Source organism: Pontibacter saemangeumensis, from assembly GCF_039541895.1.
Classification (GTDB): Bacteria; Bacteroidota; Bacteroidia; order Cytophagales; family Hymenobacteraceae; genus Pontibacter; species Pontibacter saemangeumensis.
The window spans coordinates 201,638-219,534 of sequence record NZ_BAABHC010000004.1; the positions used below are offsets into that span (position 1 = coordinate 201,638).

Below are 17,897 nucleotides of genomic sequence, written 5' to 3' on the forward strand. Positions count from 1 at the left end.
TTTTTTGTAGAAATCCCTCGAACTCCTATCTTTTGCGGTTGAGGTTGGCCATGTTTCTTTCTAATTTTAGCATTCTTATATAATTGCTCCGATACGAGCATCCGCAATGCCTCATTATAAAAAACACAAGATCCCGCTTCTCTGGCTCCGGCGCCATACCTCTGGTCGTGAATTCATGCTTGTCTCCAGCGTACTTGTGGGGTTCACAGCCGGACTGGCAGCGGTTGTGCTTAAATCGCTGGTGCATTATGTTCAGCTCCTGCTGGCCTACGGAAACCGGCTGTTAGACCAGCCATACTGGCTCGTGGTTTTCCCGGTTGTGGGCATCCTGTTAACCGTGCTGGTGGTGCAGGTTTTTTTCAACGGCAGCATCGGGCGCGGCACAGCCAACGTTCTCTATACAATCTCGCAAAAGTCAAGCCTGGTGGAGCGCCACAAGATGTACTCGCATGTGCTTACGAGTGCGATCACGGCAGGCTTTGGGGGCTCGGCCGGTCTGGAGTCCCCCATTGTCGTGACTGGTTCCGCCATTGGGTCCAATTACGGCAGTGATTATCACTTGAACTACCGTGACCGCACGTTGCTGCTGGCCTGTGGTGCAGCGGCTGGCATTGCCGCCGTGTTCAATGCGCCCATTGCGGGCGTGCTCTTCGCGATCGAGGTTTTGCTCACCGACATCAGCATAGCTGCCTTCACCCCGCTGATTATATCTGCGGTGGTGGGAACGTTGTGTTCCAGGTTTATCCTGGAGGAAGAGATCCTGTTTAATATCGGGCAGCGCGATTTCTTTGCGGCAGGCCATGTCCCGTATTATGTGCTGCTGGGCATTCTGGCCGGGATCGTATCGGTTTATTACACGCGCATGGCGCTGCGGGTGGAGGAGGTTTTCGAATCGTATCAGACCAAGGTCTATACCAGGGCGCTGGTGGGCGGGGCGCTGCTCGGCCTGCTGATCATGCTTTTCCCGCCGCTGTTTGGCGAAGGGTATGACAGCATCATGGTACTGGAGCGTAACAATGCGGATAAGCTCCTGCAGGACAGCTGGCTTGCCTTTTTCGGAACGAACGAATGGCTTGTGCTGGGCTTTGTGGGGGCACTCGCGCTGATGAAAGTCTTTGCCACCACGCTAACGATTGCCTCCGGCGGAAACGGGGGGAACTTTGCACCGTCCATGTTTGTGGGCGCGTGCGCCGGATACTTCTTTTCCCGCATTATAAACCTGCTCCAGATCAGCAACTTACCTGTCAGTAGCTTTGCGATGGTGGGGATGGCCGGAATACTGAGCGGTGTGATGCATGCCCCGCTTACGGCCGTATTCCTGATTGCGGAGATCACGGGGGGATATACCCTGATGATACCGCTCATGATCGTCTCTGCCTCTTCGTTTGCCATGGTGAAGTTTTTTGAGCCGTACTCGCTGGACACCAAAAAGCTGGCACAAAAGGGGCAGCTCCTGAAGGGCAACAAGGACCGCACCATTCTACATATCATGAAAATCAGCCACCTGATAGAGAGTGATTTCCAGCCTGTGGCGCCGGAAGCCACCCTGGGTGAACTGGTACAGGTAATTGCCCATTCCCGCCGGAACATCTTCCCGGTCGTGAATGCGGCAAGAGGACTTGAAGGAATTATCTACCTGGAGAATGTGCGGGAGATTATGTTCAAGACTGAGAAATACGATACGGTGCGGGTACGGGAGCTGATGGTGAAACCGCCTGCCGCAGTGCAGTTTAATGACAGCATGGCGGAGGTGATGAAGAAGTTTGATGAGTCCGGTGCCTGGAACCTGCCCGTGCTTCGGCAGGAAGAGTACCTCGGATTTGTATCAAAGTCCAGCATCTTCACTAAATACAGAAAGCTCCTGATCAAGACAACGAACGCCTGATGGGGTGATATCATCAGAAATGAAGCATTTAGAATGGCAGGGCTGTAAGTTGGAGCTATGCGCGGCCCCTCCTCTTAAAGCTTTTCTGCCTGTGCATCTAACCCGGCGACAGACAAGAAACCATCCATCAGGCAGTCTTTCCAGTAGCTGAAGACGGAGTTTTCCCTGTTACGTGACACATTGATCTTGCCTACCCGTGGGCGCTCCCCCTGTTCGGCCGGGTTGCTGTCTTTCAGGGCAAGCCAACTGGCAAGCTCAGAAAGGATCTCTTTTCCGACAGATTGCTCTCCACCTGTGCCTTTGGACAATAATTCAATTTCCAGGTTACGGTAGAGCAGATGGAAGGTGCCGGTGGCCCTGTCGTTGTTAAGTTCCACCTTAAACCTGCCACGGCTCACGTGGCCGCTCTCAAACCGGACAAAGGCAGTAGGGCCTAATATAGGGTTCAGGATCTCCGGGTTTCCGGACCCTATTTCTCCCTTGATCCTGTGGTAGCCGTTCTCATTCAGCAGCGGCATATAGACCTCCAGGTGCATCGGCAGTTTTCCCATCACCAGACCACTTGCCTGAATGACCGCAGGGTTTTTCTCCGATATATGTGCGGGCATGTTGCTCACGTTCCGCATTTTAATGTTCAGTTGCTGCAGGCTTATATTTCCGGGTTTTGCCGCCTTTGGCACCAGCTCTGAATAGTGTATATAACAACTATTTACCTCCACCGAATCTAGCAGGAACTTCGTTTGTATCTGTTGGGCGAGCTCGTGCGGAAGCGGTTTACTGCCTTTGTTCTCAAAGTTCTGTTTGTCTTTGAAGGCCTTCAATTCTGGTCCGGTAATTAGCAGGTGCCGGGCGATGAAATTGTTGTGCCGTGAGTGAGCCGGGTAATTCAAGCCACTGAATCTTACTTCCGGCACCACCAGTTCCGTGTAGCTGACCGCCCTATCCTTTGCACGGGATAAACCGGCAGGATCCGTTGTGGGCTTAAGCTTTACCTGCTTTGCCATAAGCGCCCGACTTTCTGTATTGATATAGATAGAGTCGGTGCTGCCCCTGTAGGTGCCGTCCGGGAAAAGGAGGCTGGCCTTACCTGCTTCCACCAAGATCTTATTCGCATAATATGCCCTGTCCGGTGCCTGGAATGACTGGCTGTCGAGTTTAAAGTCATCTACAGTGAGATCAAAAAAATCAATTGACAGGATGTTTTCCGCTGCGTCGGGGCCTTTCCGATATTGCAGACGAGCGGAGTTTACATCAATCTGGCCGATCTGGAGCCCCTTCAGGATGCCTTGTGCCGTTTGATACAGCGGCTTTTGTTGCTGCGTTGTATCCTCCCGCATCACCGTCACGAGCAGATCGGGCTGCTGCACCTCAAGCAAGCTGAGCGTCAAAGGGCGCCCGAACAGCACATTAATCAAGCTGAGGCCCTGTAGTTCTATATGGCTTGATTTCAGACAGAGCAGCGTTTGCGCCACTTGCTGTTGCTGCAATTGCTGCCAGCGCCCATAATCCGGCACAAGCGACAGGCTGTCCGCAGAAAGCAATCCAGTAAAGGGGGAGGCTTGCAGGCCGTACAGTTGAAGCTTGTAAACGCCATTGGATCGCTTTTGGACCGTTCGCTCTAATTTAGCCTGCAGCCAGATGGTAAAAAAGAAGAACCCAACAAACAGCAGCAGAGACACACTAAAAATCCATGCCCCAACCTTCAACCAATGTTTCGCTTTTGAGGCTCCCTTATTATTCTTATATCTCACTATTTACTTTTTCTAATGTAATTTCTAGTACGGGAATCGCGCACTTGTTGCTTCATCTGGAAGAAAATTGCCAGGACGGCTATTCGTTTTATTAAAAATATTCTATAATTTCTATGAACAACCGTTCATTTGTATATATATAGGGCGGATGAAAGAGAAGTGGGATGAAAAGAAAAAACCGCTGATCGAAACAGCCCACCGGTTGTTCTCTCAGCATGGCTACGATGCCACCTCCATCAGGGCCATTGCAAAAGAGGCTGGTTTTATATGGGGTTGTTGTACAGCTACTTTGAAAGCAAGGAGGAGTTGCTCCGTGAGATATTCAACAGGGGAAACAGAGACATCGAAGCATCCTTGTCCGTGCCGTGGCATGACACGGCCGAAACGACTAACCATGGAACGCTGGAGCAGCATATCCTGTAAACCGTGCAGATCCTAAAACAAAAATATGCCTTCTGGCGTTTGCTGCACAGCCTGCGCCTGCAAAACAAGGTGGTGGGGCACGTAGTGGTACAAATAAAGGCACATGTGGCCTTTGTGGAGGAAAAGATAAAAGAGAACATGGAAGGAGCAGTCGTTCCGGCCCCGGCCTTAGAGGCGAAACTGCTTTTTGCCGCCATCGATGGGATGGCCAATCATTTCCTGCTGCTGAACGATTACCCGATTGATGAAGTGGCCTCGCTGCTGATTCAGAAATACAAACCCCTTCAAAATAAAAAACTATGGAATCTCCGAAGTGGCTCGATCGCATCCTCTACCCTTTCCGGCACCACACCCTGGCGTTGCAGTCGGGGCAGCTTCATTATATAGATGAAGGGGCAGGCGACCCCATTGTGTTTGTTCACGGAACGCCCACCTGGTCGTTTGTGTGGCGGCAACAGGTAAAATCGCTGAGCCGCAGCTACCGCTGCATTGCACCAGACCACCTGGGCTTCGGGCTTTCAGAAAAGCCGGCGCAATTCGCCTATACACCTGAGGCACACGCTGAAAATTTAGAGGAACTTATACATCACCTGCAGCTCAAACACATCACGCTGGTCGTACATGATTTTGGAGGCCCTATTGGCTTGCACTATGCGCTTCGCCACCCGGAGAACGTGAAAAACCTGGTTATCCTGAACACCTGGATGTGGAACCTGCAGGATGAAAAGCCGCTGCAGAAGATCAGCAGGTTTATGAGCGGCGGTATCGGCAGGTTTTTATACATGCAAGGCAATTTCTCTGCTCGTATACTGCTCCCGAAAGGATACCATGAGCGCAAGCACCTGACAAAGGACATCCACCGCCATTACCTCAAACCCCTTTCCTCCTCCGCTGACAGGCTGGGAACCTGGCGATTTGCGGTGGCATTGAACGAAGCTAACCCATTCTTCACCCGACTCTGGGAGCAGCGGGAAAAGCTGAATCCTATCCCGAAGCTTATCATCTGGGGGGAGAAAGACAATTTGCTGCCGCTGCGCTGGCTCGCCAAGTGGAAACTGACGTACCCGGATGCCCAGGTGGTGCCGCTCAAAGCCGGTCATTTTCTACAGGACGAAAAAGGAGGCGAGGTATCGGAAGCCATACGCTCTTTCCTGGCTCAGCCTTCCCAACCTATATAAGCGTGATCAAGAAACGGCTTTATTATATATAACTATATACCTAGAGCTAGGCTCTGCTGGCTGAAAAGGCTAAACAGCGGCAATGCATTTATTACTTTGCTTGGGTATAATACCCCTATCAGTTGGTTCATGCGCATTGCAAATTGCCTGTCTGCAGATTCACCTCCCTGGAGGGGCAGGGGTGGGTTCTATAAAACATCCTCGTTCGCAGTATTCAGTTGACAATGTTATAAAACCCTTATTTCTTGTGCCGTTCCTCCAGCACTTTCACCACGTCTTTGAGTTCCATGCCTGTGGCTGCCAGGAGCACCAGCAGGTGGTAAAGCAGGTCGGCGGCTTCGCCTTTCATGGTGTCCAGCTTGCCGGCGACAGCGTCGATCACCGTTTCCACAGCCTCCTCGCCCACTTTCTGCGCGATTTTGTTCACGCCTTTCTCAAATAGGAAATTCGTGTAGGACCCTTCCACTGGGTTTGTTTTGCGTTCCTGAATCACCTCCTCCAGGCTGGCGATAAACCGGATGGCCGAAGCGCGGTTTGAATCTTCTTCCTCCCCGAAGCAGCTAGTAGTGCCGGTGTGGCAGGTAGGGCCGTTTGGCTTCACCTTTATCAGCAGGGTATCGTTATCACAATCGCGGGTAATGCTGACGACGTTTAGCGTATTGCCCGACGTTTCGCCTTTTGTCCAGAGGCGGTTTTTAGAACGGGAGAAAAAGGTCACAACCCCTTCCTCACGCGTTTTGTCCAGCGCCTCCCGATTCATATAGCCCAGCATCAGCACCTGTGCTGTCAGTTCGTCCTGTATCACGGCTGGCACCAAGCCGTTCGTTTTATCAAAGTCAAGTTCCACCTTTATAAGTTAAGAGTTAAGAGTTAAAAGTTAAGGGTTTAGAGTTGCGAGAGGTATTCTCAGTACTCAAACATGCAATAGCATTTTATAGCCGTACATCCACGCCCTGTTCCTTCAGGAAACGCTTCAGGTCGTGTACCTCCAGTTCGCGGAAGTGAAAAAGGCTGGCCGCCAGGGCAGCATCGGCATGGGCTTGGAGAAACACGTCCGCAAAGTGCTGCATCGTACCCGCCCCTCCCGAGGCTACCACCGGAACGCTAACGGCTCTGGCCACGTCACCGGTTATATCCAGGGCAAAGCCGCCCTTGGTGCCGTCGTTGTTCATGCTGGTGAGCAGTATTTCGCCGGCTCCCAGGTCTGTCACCTGCTTTGCCCAATCTACGGTGGCGTGCTCTGTTTCTACGGTACCGGCGCGGGCATATACCTTCCAGCCGGTAGCGTCGGTATGTTTCGTGTCTACGGCTACGGTGATGCACTGGCTTCCAAAGCGCTTGGCCAGTTCCTCCACCAAAGCGGGGTTCCGGATGGCGGCTGAGTTCACCGACACTTTGTCGGCACCGGCTTGCAGCAGTACCTCCACATCGGCCACGGCGCCAATCCCACCCCCAACAGTGAAGGGTATGTCTATATGGCGGGCTATATCGCGCACCAGCTCCGCAAAGGTTTTGCGCTCCTCGTTGGTGGCGGTGATATCCAGAAACACGAGCTCGTCTGCCCCCTGCTCCGCGTACCATTTGGCAAGTTCCACCGGGTCACCGGCGTCGCGGATGTTCTCAAAGCGCACGCCTTTCACCGTGCGCCCGTTCTTGATGTCGAGGCAAGGAATGATGCGTTTAGTCAGCATATATAAATCGTTCTAAATCTTTCAACTGAATGGTGCCTTCATAGATGGCTTTGCCGATAATGGCGCCTGTGACACCGATTTCCTGCAGCTCCTCTACATCCCGGATCGTGGTGACGCCGCCGCTGGCAATGACACCTGCTTTAGGCAGAGTGGTTTTGAGGTGACGGTACGTGTCGAGGGAGGGACCCTGCAATTTGCCGTCTTTGCTCACGTCGGTGCATATAAACAGCTTCGCCCCTGTCTGCACATAATCGGATATAAAATCATCCAAAGTAAACGCGCTTTCCTCTGTCCAGGCGCTGATGGCGATGTTAGTGCCTTTAAAATCAGCACCAATGATGATTTTCTCCGGGCCGTATTGCTGCAGCCATTGCTTCACGGTTTCCGGCTCGCGCACGGCGATACTGCCAGCCGTGATCTGCGCAGCGCCCGCTTCAAATGCCTGCCGCACCGCCTCCTCCGACTGCAGCCCCCCGCCAAAGTCAATGGAAAGGCTGGTGTTGGCCGCTATTTTCTCCAGCACCGCCAGGTTTACCGGCTTTTTCGCCCTGGCCCCGTCCAGGTCCACCAGGTGCAGGCGCCTGATGCCGTGGCCCTCGAAGCGCTTGGCGACCTCCAAGGGGTTGCTGTCGTAGGTGGTTTGCTGGGCAAAGTCGCCCTCGGTGAGGCGCACGCACTGGCCGCCGATCAGGTCAATGGCTGGGATGATTTCCATCATATAGCTAAAAAGTTTTGTAGGATACGGGCGCCGGCAGGTCCGCTTTTCTCCGGGTGAAACTGCGCGGCATAAAAGTTCTTGTATTGCAGGGCCGCCGAGAAGGGTTCCGGGTAAGAGGACCGGGCGATGGTATATTCGCTCAAAGGAACATAGTAGCTATGCACATAATAGACATATTCCTGCTCCTGAATTCCCTCGAACAAAGGCGACTGCAGCTGCTCGAGCTGGTTCCAGCCCATGTGCGGCACTTTCAGCGTCGTCTGGAACCGCTTTACCTGCAAGGGAATGATGCCCAGCAAATCGGTATCGCCTTCCTCTGAGTGCTGGCACAGCAGCTGCATGCCCAGGCAAACGCCAAAAAAAGGCTGCTGCAGCGTCGGGAGCAGCTTGTCGAGGTTACGCGCTTTCAGCTGCGCCATAGCCGAGGAGGCTTCTCCAACCCCCGGGAAGATCACTTTGTCAGCCGCTTGAATCGTCTCGAAGTCGGAGCTAAGGGTGGCCTGCACCCCGAGTCGCTCCAGCGCAAACAGCACCGACTGCACATTACCCGCTTTATAATCAACTATTACTAAATTCATCCCTTTGAATTAAAAATTCATAATTAGAAATTAGAAATGAAAAGTCTTACAGACCCAATCTGGAAATAAAAAAGCCTGACCCATTTCGGAGTCAGGCTTTTGGATATACAGTTTACAGGCTTAGCATATCCATAGGCAGACGGCTCCGAAGCGAGTGCTGCGTGCGTCATGGTGATGCATATGGAATGTTTTGAACGCCATTGTTACAAATATAAAACATGCAGGCTACTTTCGATAAGGAAATAGCAAATATTTACAGCAGCGTGCCCGTCAGCAGGGCAGCGGCAATGGAAAAATAAATCACCAGACCGGTTACATCCACCAGTGTGGCGACGAAGGGCGCTGAGGACGTGGCCGGATCAAGGCGCAGGAGGCGCAGCAGGAACGGGATCATCGAACCTGACAAAGTGCCCCAAAGCACAATCCCGATCAGGGAGAAACCCACCGTCAAAGCAATTAAGAAGGCAAATTCCCCATAGTCATAGAAGCCCGCCTGCTGCCACAGGATGATGCGCAGGAAACCGACCACGCCCAGGATCAGGCCCAGCAGCACCCCAGACAGCACCTCTTTCCGCATCACATACCACCAGTCGCGGATGCCCAGTTCTTTGATGGCCATGGCACGGACGATGAGGGTGGCTGCCTGAGAGCCGGAGTTACCGCCGCTGGATATGATGAGCGGGATAAACAGGGCCAGCACAACCGCCTGCTCAATCTCGGCTTCAAAATATCCCATGGCAGACGCCGTCAGCATCTCTCCAAAGAAGAGAATCATGAGTACGCTGGCCCGCTTCCGCACCAGCGTCAGCAGCGGCGTTTCGGTATAGGACAGCTCCAGCGCCTCCAGACCGCCAAACTTCTGAATGTCCTCGGTGTCGCGGCGTTCTATCTCATCAAATATATCATCGAAGGTTACGATGCCCACCAGCACGCCACTTTCAGAAACCACCGGCATTACCGCCCGATCGTACTTATCGAACTGCTCAATGGCTTCTTCCTTGCTCATAGTGGTGGTGAGGCTGACAAACTGGTAATCCATTAATGATTCGATGGTCTGCTCCTCGTCTGCCATCAGCAGCTTTCCTATCCGGATGTCATCCACTAATTTGTTTTCTTTGTCAACCACATAGATATGATTGAGGGTCTCGGCCTTTTTTCCGTAGCGTTTTATGTTGTTCAGCGCTTGCTGCACGGTCCAGCCTTTTTTTGCCTGTATATAATAAGGTGTCATGAGGCGGGCAATGCTCTTCTCCGGGTAACCCAGCAGGTTTAGTGCGATACTTTTCTCCTCATCCGACAGCAGGTTGATGGATTCTTTAATGAGCAGGTCCGGGAAGTTCTCGAAAATCTCGGTTCTATCGTCCGGCGCCATGTTCTCCAGCATTTCCGCCGTGTCACGCGAGCCGATCTCCTTCAGGATTTTTTCCTGTATGTTGTAGTTGAAGTAAGTGAAGACTTCTGCTTTCTGAGAGCCAGGCAGCAGCAGAAACGCCAGTGTCCGTTCCTTAGGAGCCAATTCGCTGATCACTTCCGCTATATCGTTCGGGTGCCGGTTTCGAAGGTCCTCGAAGTTAATATCGGTACGAAAAGTATCCAGTGCTTTTACCATGATAAGAAATAACGATGATTGCTATGAAACTTTACTCGATCAGCTTAAAACAGTTGCTCATACCTTAAAAACAAACAGCTTGGCTCCGAAATGGGCCAAGCTGTTTGTGCATACCACCTATATAAAAACTAAAGAATATATGTCCTGAACAGGCTGCTATATATAATTGATCAATCTAAAAGCTCTCCCGCAATGCGTAGGTCTGCCGCATGCGGCGGATCAAGCGCGCGGACTCGTCGAAGTTCAGGGTTTGCTGCCCGTCTGAGAAAGCCTCTTCCGGCTTTTGGTGCGTTTCATAGATGATTCCATCCGCCCCGGCCATCACGGCTGCCAGCGCCATCTCCGACACGTAGTCTCGAAGGCCGATGCCGTGCGACGGGTCCACGATCACCGGCAGGTGCGTTTTGGCCTTCAGCACCGGCACGGCGTTCAGGTCGAGGATGTTGCGGTACGCGTTCTCGTAGCCGCGGATGCCGCGCTCGCAGAGCATGATGTTCTCGTTGCCGTTCGAAAAGATATACTCCGCCGCCTGCAGCAGCTCCTCGATGGTGCCGGAGATGCCGCGCTTCAGCAGCACCGGCTTCTGTGCCTCCCCCAGCGCATCCAGCAGGTTAAAGTTCTGGCTGTTGCGCGCCCCTACCTGGAACACGTCCACGTAATCGATCATCTCTTCGATCTGCGAGACCTGCATCACCTCTGTAATAATCTTGATGCCATGCTCGCGGCAGATACGGTGGAACATCTGCAGACCCTCGATGCCCATTCCGCGGAACGCGTAAGGCGAGCTGCGCGGTTTGAACACGCCGCCGCGCATGATCTTCACGTTGTTCTCTTTCAGGTGCGCCACCACCAGCTCAATCTGCTGCTCGCTTTCTATGGAGCATGGCCCGGCCATGATGCTGAAGCTGCCTTCGCCCACCGTCACGCCATCCCCTAAATCAATGCGGGTAGGCTCCACGCGCCACTTGCGGGAAATCAGCTTGTATTCCTCGGACACCCGATGAATGTCTGCCACCCCCGGCAGCTGGCCGATGGTGCGGATGTCAAAATCCTTTTTCCCGATGGCCACCAGGTAATCGCCCCGCTGCGTTTTCACCTCGCTGGCCTTATAGCCTATTTGCTTTACCTGCTGCAGAATATTTTCTTTCAGTTCGGCAGGTATGCCTTGCTGCAGTTGTATGATCATATCAGTTTTTGATGCCTTGGATGAAAGTTTCGATGTTTTCTTCCAGCGTCCCCTCCTTCGCCAGCGCTTTAATGAAGGCGCTGCCGATGATGGCCCCTTTCGCGTGGTGGCAGGCCTGTGAGAACGTGTCGCGGTCGTGGATGCCGAAACCGATCATGCCGGGGTTTCGCAGCCCCATCTGCCCCACTCGCTGAAAGTAGTCGGTATTAACCACAGCCTGGCCGGTGGTGCTGCCGGTGGTAGAGGCGGACGACACCATATAGACGAAGCCATTGGTATGGCTGTCGATTTCGCGGATGCGCTGCTCCGGCGTCTGCGGCGTGATCAGGAAGATCTTGCTGAGGTTGTTCCGCTCAAAGATTGCCTTGTATTCCCGCACGTAGTCCGATAAAGGCAGGTCGGGCAGGATGATGCCGTCGATGCCTACTTCGTTCGCCTTTTGGCAGAAGCGCTCCACGCCATACTGCATCACGGGGTTCAGGTAGCCCATCAGCACCAATGGGATATGGGTATGTTTGCGGATATCCTGCAGCTGCTCGAACAGCTTCTGTATCGTCATGCCGTTTTTCAAAGCTACATCGCTGCTCTGCTGGATGGTGGGGCCGTCGGCCAAGGGGTCGGAAAAGGGCATGCCCACCTCGATCAGGTCCACGCCGTTCTTCTCCAGCTCCAGGATGATCGGCACCGTATCGTCCAGGTTGGGGTAGCCCGCGGTGAAGTAAACCGACAGCAATCCTTGCGGCTTCCGCTCAAAAAGAGTTTTAATTCTATTATCCATTCAATTCAAATCGGTCTAAGTAGGTTGACAAATCTTTATCGCCCCGGCCTGACAGGTTCACCACCACCACATCGTCCGGCTTCGCGCCTATGCGGTCGAGTGCGGCCAGGGCATGCGCGCTTTCCAGGGCCGGGATAATGCCTTCGAGCCTTGTCAGTTCCAGCACTGCCTGCAGCGCCTCCTCATCGGTGATGCTCGCAAAGATGGCGCGCTTCGAATCGTGCAGGTGCGCGTGCAGCGGGCCCACGCCCGGGTAATCGAGTCCGGCGGAAATGGAATATGGTTCCGTCACCTGCCCGTCCTCCGTCTGCATCAGCAGGGTGCGGCTGCCGTGGATGATGCCTTCCTTGCCCAGCACCGACGTAGCCGCCGATTCACCCGAATCTATGCCCATGCCGGCTGCCTCCACGGCCACCAGTTTTACTTCGGACACATCCAGGTAATGGTAAAAAGCCCCCGCTGCGTTGCTGCCGCCGCCTACACAGGCCACTATATAATCCGGATTCTCGCTGCCGGTTTTCTCTTTCAGCTGCCACTTCATCTCCTCCGATATAATCGCCTGGAAACGGGCCACCATATCCGGGTAAGGGTGCGGCCCCACCACCGAGCCGATGATATAATAAGTGTCTTCCGGGTTGTTGATCCAGTCACGGATCGCCTCGTTGGTGGCGTCCTTCAGGGTGCGGCTGCCGCTGGTGGCGGGTACTACGGTGGCGCCCAGCATCTTCATGCGCGCCACGTTCGGGGCCTGCCGCATGATATCCACCTCGCCCATATATACGATGCACTCCAGCCCCATCAGGGCGCATACGGTAGCCGTGGCCACACCATGCTGCCCGGCGCCAGTTTCGGCGATGATGCGGTGCTTGCCCAGGCGCTTCGCCATCAGCACCTGCCCCACCGTGTTGTTGATCTTGTGCGCTCCAGTATGATTCAGGTCTTCCCGCTTGAGGTAGATCTGCATGTTGTGCTTTTCAGAGAGGCGCTTGGCGAAGTAAAGTGGCGTCGGGCGGCCCACGTAATCTTTGAGCAGCAGCTGCATCTCCTCCTGGAAATCAGGCTCCTGCATGATTCGAAGATAATTCTGCCGAAGCTCCTCCACGTTCGGATAAAGCATCTCGGGTATATAGGCCCCACCGAATTTCCCGTAGAAGCCATTCTCATCAACTGCGTATTTCATCTTTTTAGATGTTAGGTTTTAGACAGGAGACAAAAGCATTTTCAGGTCCTATGTCTCATCATATATGTTGTTCAGCCACTGAAGACTGTATACAGCACCATTGTGTGCTTATGCTATATTCCGCTGTTGTGTCCTTTGACCAACGGCAATGTATTGTATGCTATTCAGAAAGAATCTTTTTGACAAAGCCTAAATGCCGAACCTCCCTACCAACAAGATCTTTCCAGGATGTCAGAGAAAAGCTTGGTAAAAGGATTCGCCTGCTTCTTGCCTGTAGTTTCACCCTCTTACTTTCATCTCTCCCAGCAGTTGTTTCAACTCCGCTACTTTTTTCAGGCCCGGCTCCTGCTCAAAGCCACTGTTCACATCCACGGCAAACGGTTTTGGTTTGAGCTTCGCAAACTCTTTGCTCTGCAGGTTCTCCAGGTTCAGGCCGCCGCTCAGGAAGTAGGGCTTGTCTGAGATGTTGTCTTTGAGCAACTCCCAGTCGAACACCACGCCGTTTCCGCCGTGCTGCTTGCCCCTGGTATCAAAGAGGAAGTAGGTGCAGTAGCGCTCGTACGGCAGCGTGGACAGGAACGAAAAACCGTCCCCCACCGAAAAAGCTTTGATCACGCTGATGCCTGCCTCCTGCAGTTCCTGGCACTGGCGGGGCGTTTCCGCGCCGTGCAACTGTACCAGGTCCAGGTGATATAGCGCCACCTTTTCCCGGATAACCGCTGTCTCCTCATTCACAAAAACCCCAATCTTTTTAATGCCTGCCGGAAGCGAAGCTAGTAGATCAGGCGTGATTAGCTCTCCGACAAAACGCTTTGAGCCTTGGTAAAAGATAAAGCCCATGAAGTCAGGTAGCAGCGCCGCCACCTGCCGGATATTTTCCGGCTCGCGCATGCCGCACACTTTCACCTTCATGCCATAGTCTCCTTTTTGCCCTGCAGCGCCCGCAGTTCTTTTATGAAGGCCGCCGCCGCGCGTTCCGGACGGCTGCTTGCCATAAAGCTCTCCCCGATCAGGAAGCCGTTATAGCCAGCCTCCTGCAACTCCACCAGCGTCTGCGGCTGGCTCAGGCCGCTTTCTGAAATCTTCGTAATGCCGGCGGGTATATGATTGGCCAACTCGAAAGACAAACCCACGTCCGTTTTAAAAGTTTTGAGGTTGCGGTTATTAACCCCCACCACCGTCACGTGCTCGTGCAGGGTATTCTGAAGCTCCTCCAGGTCGTGTACCTCCAGCAGCACTTCTAACCCCAGCGTGCGGGCAAAGGCAGCCAGTTCTTTTAACCGCTTCGGCTCCAGGGCCGCGGCGATCAGCAGGATGGCATCGGCCCCGATGGACTTGGCTTCCACGATCTGGTACTCATCCACCACGAAATCTTTGCGTAGGATGGGGCAGTAATTGTACTTGCGGGCCGTCACCAGGTCTTCGTTTTTGCCGCCGAAGTAGTTTGTGTCAGTCAGGATAGACAAAGCAGAGGCGCCCGCCTGCATGTAACCGATGGAGGTCCGCTCCACCGACACGTAGGGGTTTATATCGCCTTTGGACGGAGACTTCCGCTTGATCTCGGCAATGATGCCGCTCTTGTCCGGGCGCAGCAGGTAGCGCTCCAGCGAAAGGCAGGTGGTCTCGAAATAAAGGCTTTTCTCCAGCAGCTTTACCGGGAACAGGTCCTTCCGCTCTGCTACTTCCCTGTATTTTTGGGCGATGATTTCGTCGAGAATATTCATATATGTTGAGTTGATCAAAGATGATGCAGGGACTGGCTGTTTAAGCCACAGCGAGTTCCTTGTCCTGTAATAACCTGTTAAACAAATCGTACGCCTTCCCGGAATCAAGCGTCTCCTGCGCAATTGCCACAGCCTCCTGCGGAGCGAGTTCCGGGCGGGCTGTAACCAGGGCCATGCCAGCGTTGGCGGAAACGACGGCCCGCTGTGCCGCAGTACCGGCGCCCTGCAGCACCTGCAGGAATATTCGCGCGGAGGAGTCTATATCCCCTCCGCCCTGTATCTGCTCGCGCTGCAGGGTTGGCAAACCCAGCGTATCGGCATCATATAGGGCTTCCCGGTTATCGGAAATTACCTTAAACGGGCTTGTCAGCGAAATTTCGTCATAGCCATCCAGGGTGTGGATGATGCTATAGCGAACGTCGGGCTGCTGCTGAAACAGATAGCCGTACATGCGGGCCAGCTCCAGGCTGAACACACCTACCATCTGGCGCTTCGGGAAAGCCGGGTTCACCATCGGGCCCAGCATGTTGAAGAACGTCTTCACACCCAAATCCCTGCGGATGGGGCCCACACTCTTCATGGCCGGGTGAAACAGCGGTGCGTGCAGGAAACAGATGTTGTACTTGTCGATGCTGCGCTCTAGTTTGCCGGTATCGGTGGTGAACCGGATGCCGAGCGCCTCCAGCACGTTAGACGAACCACAGGACGAAGACACGCCGTAGTTGCCATGCTTGGCCACATGCACGCCGGCGGCTGCCACCACAAAAGAAGACAAAGTGCTGATGTTGAACGTGTCTTTGCCGTCGCCACCTGTGCCGCAAAGGTCAATCGGGTCATAGGCATCCAGGTCCACGCGGTGGCAGAGCTCGAGCAGCGCGTGGCGGAAGCCCTCCAACTCCTCCACCGTAATGGAGCGCATCATATAGACCGTCAGGAAACTGGAAATCTGGGTCTGGTTGTACTTGCCGGCCGTCACGTTGGACAGTACCTCCCGCGCCTGCTCCCGGGAAAGCGTCTTGTGTTCGAATAAGTGATTCAGTATCTCTTTCATTACTTTAAGATTTGACACACAGGATGTAAGACGCAAGACTGATTATTATAATTTGTCTTATGTCCTGTATCTATTGTCTTGCTTCTATTTCAGCTTTCCAGCCAGTTTTTAATGATCTGCTTGCCGTGCTCGGTCAGCACCGACTCCGGGTGGAACTGCACGCCGCGCACGTCGTGCGTTCTGTGGCGCAGGGCCATGATCTGGCCGGTCTCATCCACGGCGGTGGGCACAAGGCACTCCGGCAGGTCCTGCTCTACTAACCACGAGTGGTAGCGGCCTGTTCCGAACTGCTGCGGAATGCCCTGGAAAAGCGGTTCGTCCTCGCTTACCACGCGCACCGGCGTAGCCACGCCGTGCCACACCTCGCTGCTGTTGAACAGCTTGCCGCCATATACCTCTCCGATGGCCTGGTGGCCAAGGCAGACGCCGAACAGGCTCCTGTTCGAACCGTAGGTCCGGATCACGTCTTTGAGGATTCCCGCCTCGTCCGGTATGCCGGGGCCCGGCGAGAGCATGATTTTCTGGAAAGCACCTACTTCCTCCAGTGTGATCTTATCGTTTCGCCGCACGGTGACGGTGGCGCCCAGTTCCTGCAGCAGGTGCACCAGGTTGTAGGTAAACGAATCGTAGTTATCTATGACAAGAACATCCATATCAGTTAATTTCTTGGGCTATTTGAAGGGCGCGGCGCAGCGCCATCAGTTTATTGTCCACCTCCTGCAGCTCGCTCTCCGGGTTAGAGGCGGCCACGATGCCTGCACCGGCCTGGTAATATAGTTTGTAGTCTTTGCTCAGAAACGAGCGGATCATGATGGCGCTGTTAAAATTGCCGTTGAAGTCGAGGAAGCCGATGCAGCCGCCGTAAAAAGCGCGGTTGGTGGTTTCATAGCGGTCTATGAGCTGCATGGCCATATGCTTCGGGGCGCCGGACAAAGTACCGGCCGGGAACGTGCTCGCCACCATCTGCAGTGAATCCTCCTGCTGATGCAACTGCCCGGACACCTTCGACACCAGGTGAATCACGTGCGAGTAAAACTGGATCTCGCGGAAAGTCTCCACTTTCACGCTGTGCCCGTTCCGGCTCAGGTCGTTGCGCGCCAGGTCCACCAGCATCACGTGCTCGGCATTCTCCTTCGGGTCGGCCAGCAGCTTCTCGGCAAGGGCGGCGTCGGCGGCATCGTCGCCGGTTCTCCGGAACGTGCCGGCAATCGGGAAAATGCTGGCCTTTTTGTCTTTGATCACCAGCTGCGCCTCCGGCGAGGAGCCGAAGATTTTGAAACTGCCGTAGTCGAAGTAGAACAGGTAAGGCGACGGGTTCACAGAACGGAGCGCGCGGTACACGTTGAACTCATCGCCCTGGAAGGCCTGGGCGAAGCGCCGGGAGAGCACCAACTGGAACACATCGCCCCGGAAGCAGTGCTGTTTCGCCTTCTCTATGTTCTTCAGAAACTCGTTGCCGCTGATGTTGTGCTCCTCCTCGCCAACGGGCTTAAAGGTATAGCTCGGGATGTTGCGGCTGTTCAGCAGGGCCTCGAGCTGCGAAATGCCGTCGTCGCTGCCCTCGTGGTAGGTATGCGCGAAGATAAAGGCCTCGTTGGTAAAGTGGTTGATGGCGATGATGTGATGGTACACCGCATAGTACAGGTCCGGGATCTGCTGCCGGTCCGGGCGGAGGTTCAGCTTTATATCCTCGAAATACCGCACCGCATCGTAGTTCATATATCCGAACAGGCCATTGTGGATGAAGTTGAAGTTGTTATGCTCCTCAATCTCAAACCCGCCGGCGAAGGCCGCCAGTTGCGCCGGCACGTTAGTCGCGGGCGTAATGTCGGTGTGGCGCACGGTTCCGTCCGGGAAGGTTTCCGTCAGCACCTCGTTTTCCGCCCTGATGCTGGCCATCGGGCTGCAACATATATAAGAGAAGCTGTTTTCGGCGCCGTGGTAGTCGGAACTCTCCAGCAGGATGCTGTTCGGGAAGCGGTCGCGCAGCTTCAGGTACACGCTTACCGGCGTCAGCGTGTCGGCCAGCAGTCGTTTGTAGGTGGTACTGATTTTGTACTTCTTCATCGTTTTATATCAGGGTACTAAACAAAAAGCCCGCTATTCCTGTGAACAGCGGGCTTTAAATTTTTTATCGTGTGCTAT

The 17,897-nt window shown here is 54.0% G+C and carries 18 protein-coding genes and 1 pseudogene; 5 read left to right on the forward strand and 14 right to left on the reverse strand.

All coding sequences use genetic code 11. The features are described from left to right. The first annotated feature begins 106 nt into the window (after positions 1 to 106). Positions 107 to 1,885 carry a chloride channel protein gene (locus ABD920_RS05495; protein ID WP_345157374.1) on the forward strand — a complete coding sequence of 593 codons (1,779 nt, stop codon included), beginning with the start codon at positions 107 to 109 and terminating at the stop codon, positions 1,883 to 1,885. A gap of 74 nt (positions 1,886 to 1,959) precedes the next feature. On the opposite strand, the gene ABD920_RS05500 is transcribed toward ABD920_RS05495, so the two are convergent. Further along, positions 1,960 to 3,564 carry a hypothetical protein gene (locus ABD920_RS05500; RefSeq protein ID WP_345157376.1) on the reverse strand — a complete coding sequence of 535 codons (1,605 nt, stop codon included), beginning with the start codon at positions 3,562 to 3,564 and terminating at the stop codon, positions 1,960 to 1,962. A 220-nt stretch (positions 3,565 to 3,784) separates the two neighbouring features. Here ABD920_RS05500 and ABD920_RS05505 point away from each other — a divergent pair. The 4 genes and pseudogenes from ABD920_RS05505 to ABD920_RS05520 form a co-directional block, all read left to right on the forward strand. After that, positions 3,785 to 3,862: pseudogene (locus ABD920_RS05505) on the forward strand (hypothetical protein); the annotation flags it as partial. Between the two features lie 41 nt (positions 3,863 to 3,903). Then, a complete protein-coding gene (locus ABD920_RS05510) occupies positions 3,904 to 4,059 on the forward strand; it encodes a hypothetical protein (RefSeq protein WP_345157615.1) in 156 nt (51 codons plus the stop codon). 3 nt (positions 4,060 to 4,062) lie between these two features. Continuing rightward, positions 4,063 to 4,446 (forward strand): hypothetical protein, encoded by a 384-nt coding sequence (locus ABD920_RS05515; protein ID WP_345157377.1) that lies wholly within the window; start codon positions 4,063 to 4,065, stop codon positions 4,444 to 4,446. Continuing rightward, entirely contained in the window at positions 4,359 to 5,237 is an 879-nt protein-coding gene (locus ABD920_RS05520) for an alpha/beta fold hydrolase (protein WP_345157379.1), read from the forward strand. The genes ABD920_RS05515 and ABD920_RS05520 overlap by 88 nt, the downstream gene beginning before the upstream one ends. Positions 5,238 to 5,475: 238 nt before the next feature. Here ABD920_RS05520 and hisIE read toward each other — a convergent pair whose 3' ends face one another. From hisIE to ABD920_RS05585, 13 genes are all read right to left on the reverse strand, one after another. Beyond that, positions 5,476 to 6,084 (reverse strand): bifunctional phosphoribosyl-AMP cyclohydrolase/phosphoribosyl-ATP diphosphatase HisIE, encoded by a 609-nt coding sequence (gene hisIE / locus ABD920_RS05525; protein ID WP_345157380.1) that lies wholly within the window; start codon positions 6,082 to 6,084, stop codon positions 5,476 to 5,478. An 85-nt stretch (positions 6,085 to 6,169) separates the two neighbouring features. Beyond that, positions 6,170 to 6,928 (reverse strand): imidazole glycerol phosphate synthase subunit HisF, encoded by a 759-nt coding sequence (hisF, locus tag ABD920_RS05530; RefSeq protein ID WP_345157381.1) that lies wholly within the window; start codon positions 6,926 to 6,928, stop codon positions 6,170 to 6,172. Continuing rightward, complete coding sequence (gene hisA, locus ABD920_RS05535; protein ID WP_345157382.1) at positions 6,918 to 7,646, reverse strand: 1-(5-phosphoribosyl)-5-[(5-phosphoribosylamino)methylideneamino]imidazole-4-carboxamide isomerase; 729 nt, start codon at positions 7,644 to 7,646, stop codon at positions 6,918 to 6,920. Before hisA ends, hisF begins: the two co-directional genes overlap by 11 nt. After that, complete coding sequence (gene hisH, locus ABD920_RS05540; RefSeq protein ID WP_345157385.1) at positions 7,643 to 8,224, reverse strand: imidazole glycerol phosphate synthase subunit HisH; 582 nt, start codon at positions 8,222 to 8,224, stop codon at positions 7,643 to 7,645. The genes hisA and hisH overlap by 4 nt, the downstream gene beginning before the upstream one ends. A 253-nt stretch (positions 8,225 to 8,477) precedes the next feature. Further along, positions 8,478 to 9,833, reverse strand: coding sequence for a magnesium transporter (gene mgtE / locus ABD920_RS05545; protein ID WP_345157387.1), 1,356 nt, complete (start codon positions 9,831 to 9,833; stop codon positions 8,478 to 8,480). A 175-nt stretch (positions 9,834 to 10,008) separates the two neighbouring features. Further along, positions 10,009 to 11,019, reverse strand: coding sequence for a 3-deoxy-7-phosphoheptulonate synthase (gene aroF, locus ABD920_RS05550; RefSeq protein ID WP_345157389.1), 1,011 nt, complete (start codon positions 11,017 to 11,019; stop codon positions 10,009 to 10,011). Position 11,020: 1 nt separating this feature from the next. Then, the gene (gene trpA / locus ABD920_RS05555) at positions 11,021 to 11,797 is read right to left on the reverse strand and encodes a tryptophan synthase subunit alpha (RefSeq protein ID WP_345157392.1); all 777 of its coding nucleotides are present in this window, start codon (positions 11,795 to 11,797) and stop codon (positions 11,021 to 11,023) included. Beyond that, positions 11,790 to 12,977 carry a tryptophan synthase subunit beta gene (gene trpB / locus ABD920_RS05560; protein WP_345157393.1) on the reverse strand — a complete coding sequence of 396 codons (1,188 nt, stop codon included), beginning with the start codon at positions 12,975 to 12,977 and terminating at the stop codon, positions 11,790 to 11,792. Before trpB ends, trpA begins: the two co-directional genes overlap by 8 nt. Positions 12,978 to 13,256: 279 nt before the next feature. Further along, the gene (locus tag ABD920_RS05565) at positions 13,257 to 13,889 is read right to left on the reverse strand and encodes a phosphoribosylanthranilate isomerase (protein ID WP_345157394.1); all 633 of its coding nucleotides are present in this window, start codon (positions 13,887 to 13,889) and stop codon (positions 13,257 to 13,259) included. Continuing rightward, positions 13,886 to 14,701, reverse strand: coding sequence for an indole-3-glycerol phosphate synthase TrpC (gene trpC / locus ABD920_RS05570; protein WP_345157397.1), 816 nt, complete (start codon positions 14,699 to 14,701; stop codon positions 13,886 to 13,888). The genes ABD920_RS05565 and trpC overlap by 4 nt, the downstream gene beginning before the upstream one ends. Before the next feature lie 40 nt (positions 14,702 to 14,741). Then, positions 14,742 to 15,752 (reverse strand): anthranilate phosphoribosyltransferase, encoded by a 1,011-nt coding sequence (gene trpD / locus ABD920_RS05575; protein ID WP_345157398.1) that lies wholly within the window; start codon positions 15,750 to 15,752, stop codon positions 14,742 to 14,744. A gap of 89 nt (positions 15,753 to 15,841) precedes the next feature. Beyond that, entirely contained in the window at positions 15,842 to 16,405 is a 564-nt protein-coding gene (locus tag ABD920_RS05580) for an anthranilate synthase component II (RefSeq protein ID WP_345157400.1), read from the reverse strand. Between the two features lies 1 nt (position 16,406). Continuing rightward, entirely contained in the window at positions 16,407 to 17,819 is a 1,413-nt protein-coding gene (locus tag ABD920_RS05585; protein WP_345157401.1) for an anthranilate synthase component I family protein, read from the reverse strand. Between the last annotated feature and the right edge of the window lie 78 nt (positions 17,820 to 17,897).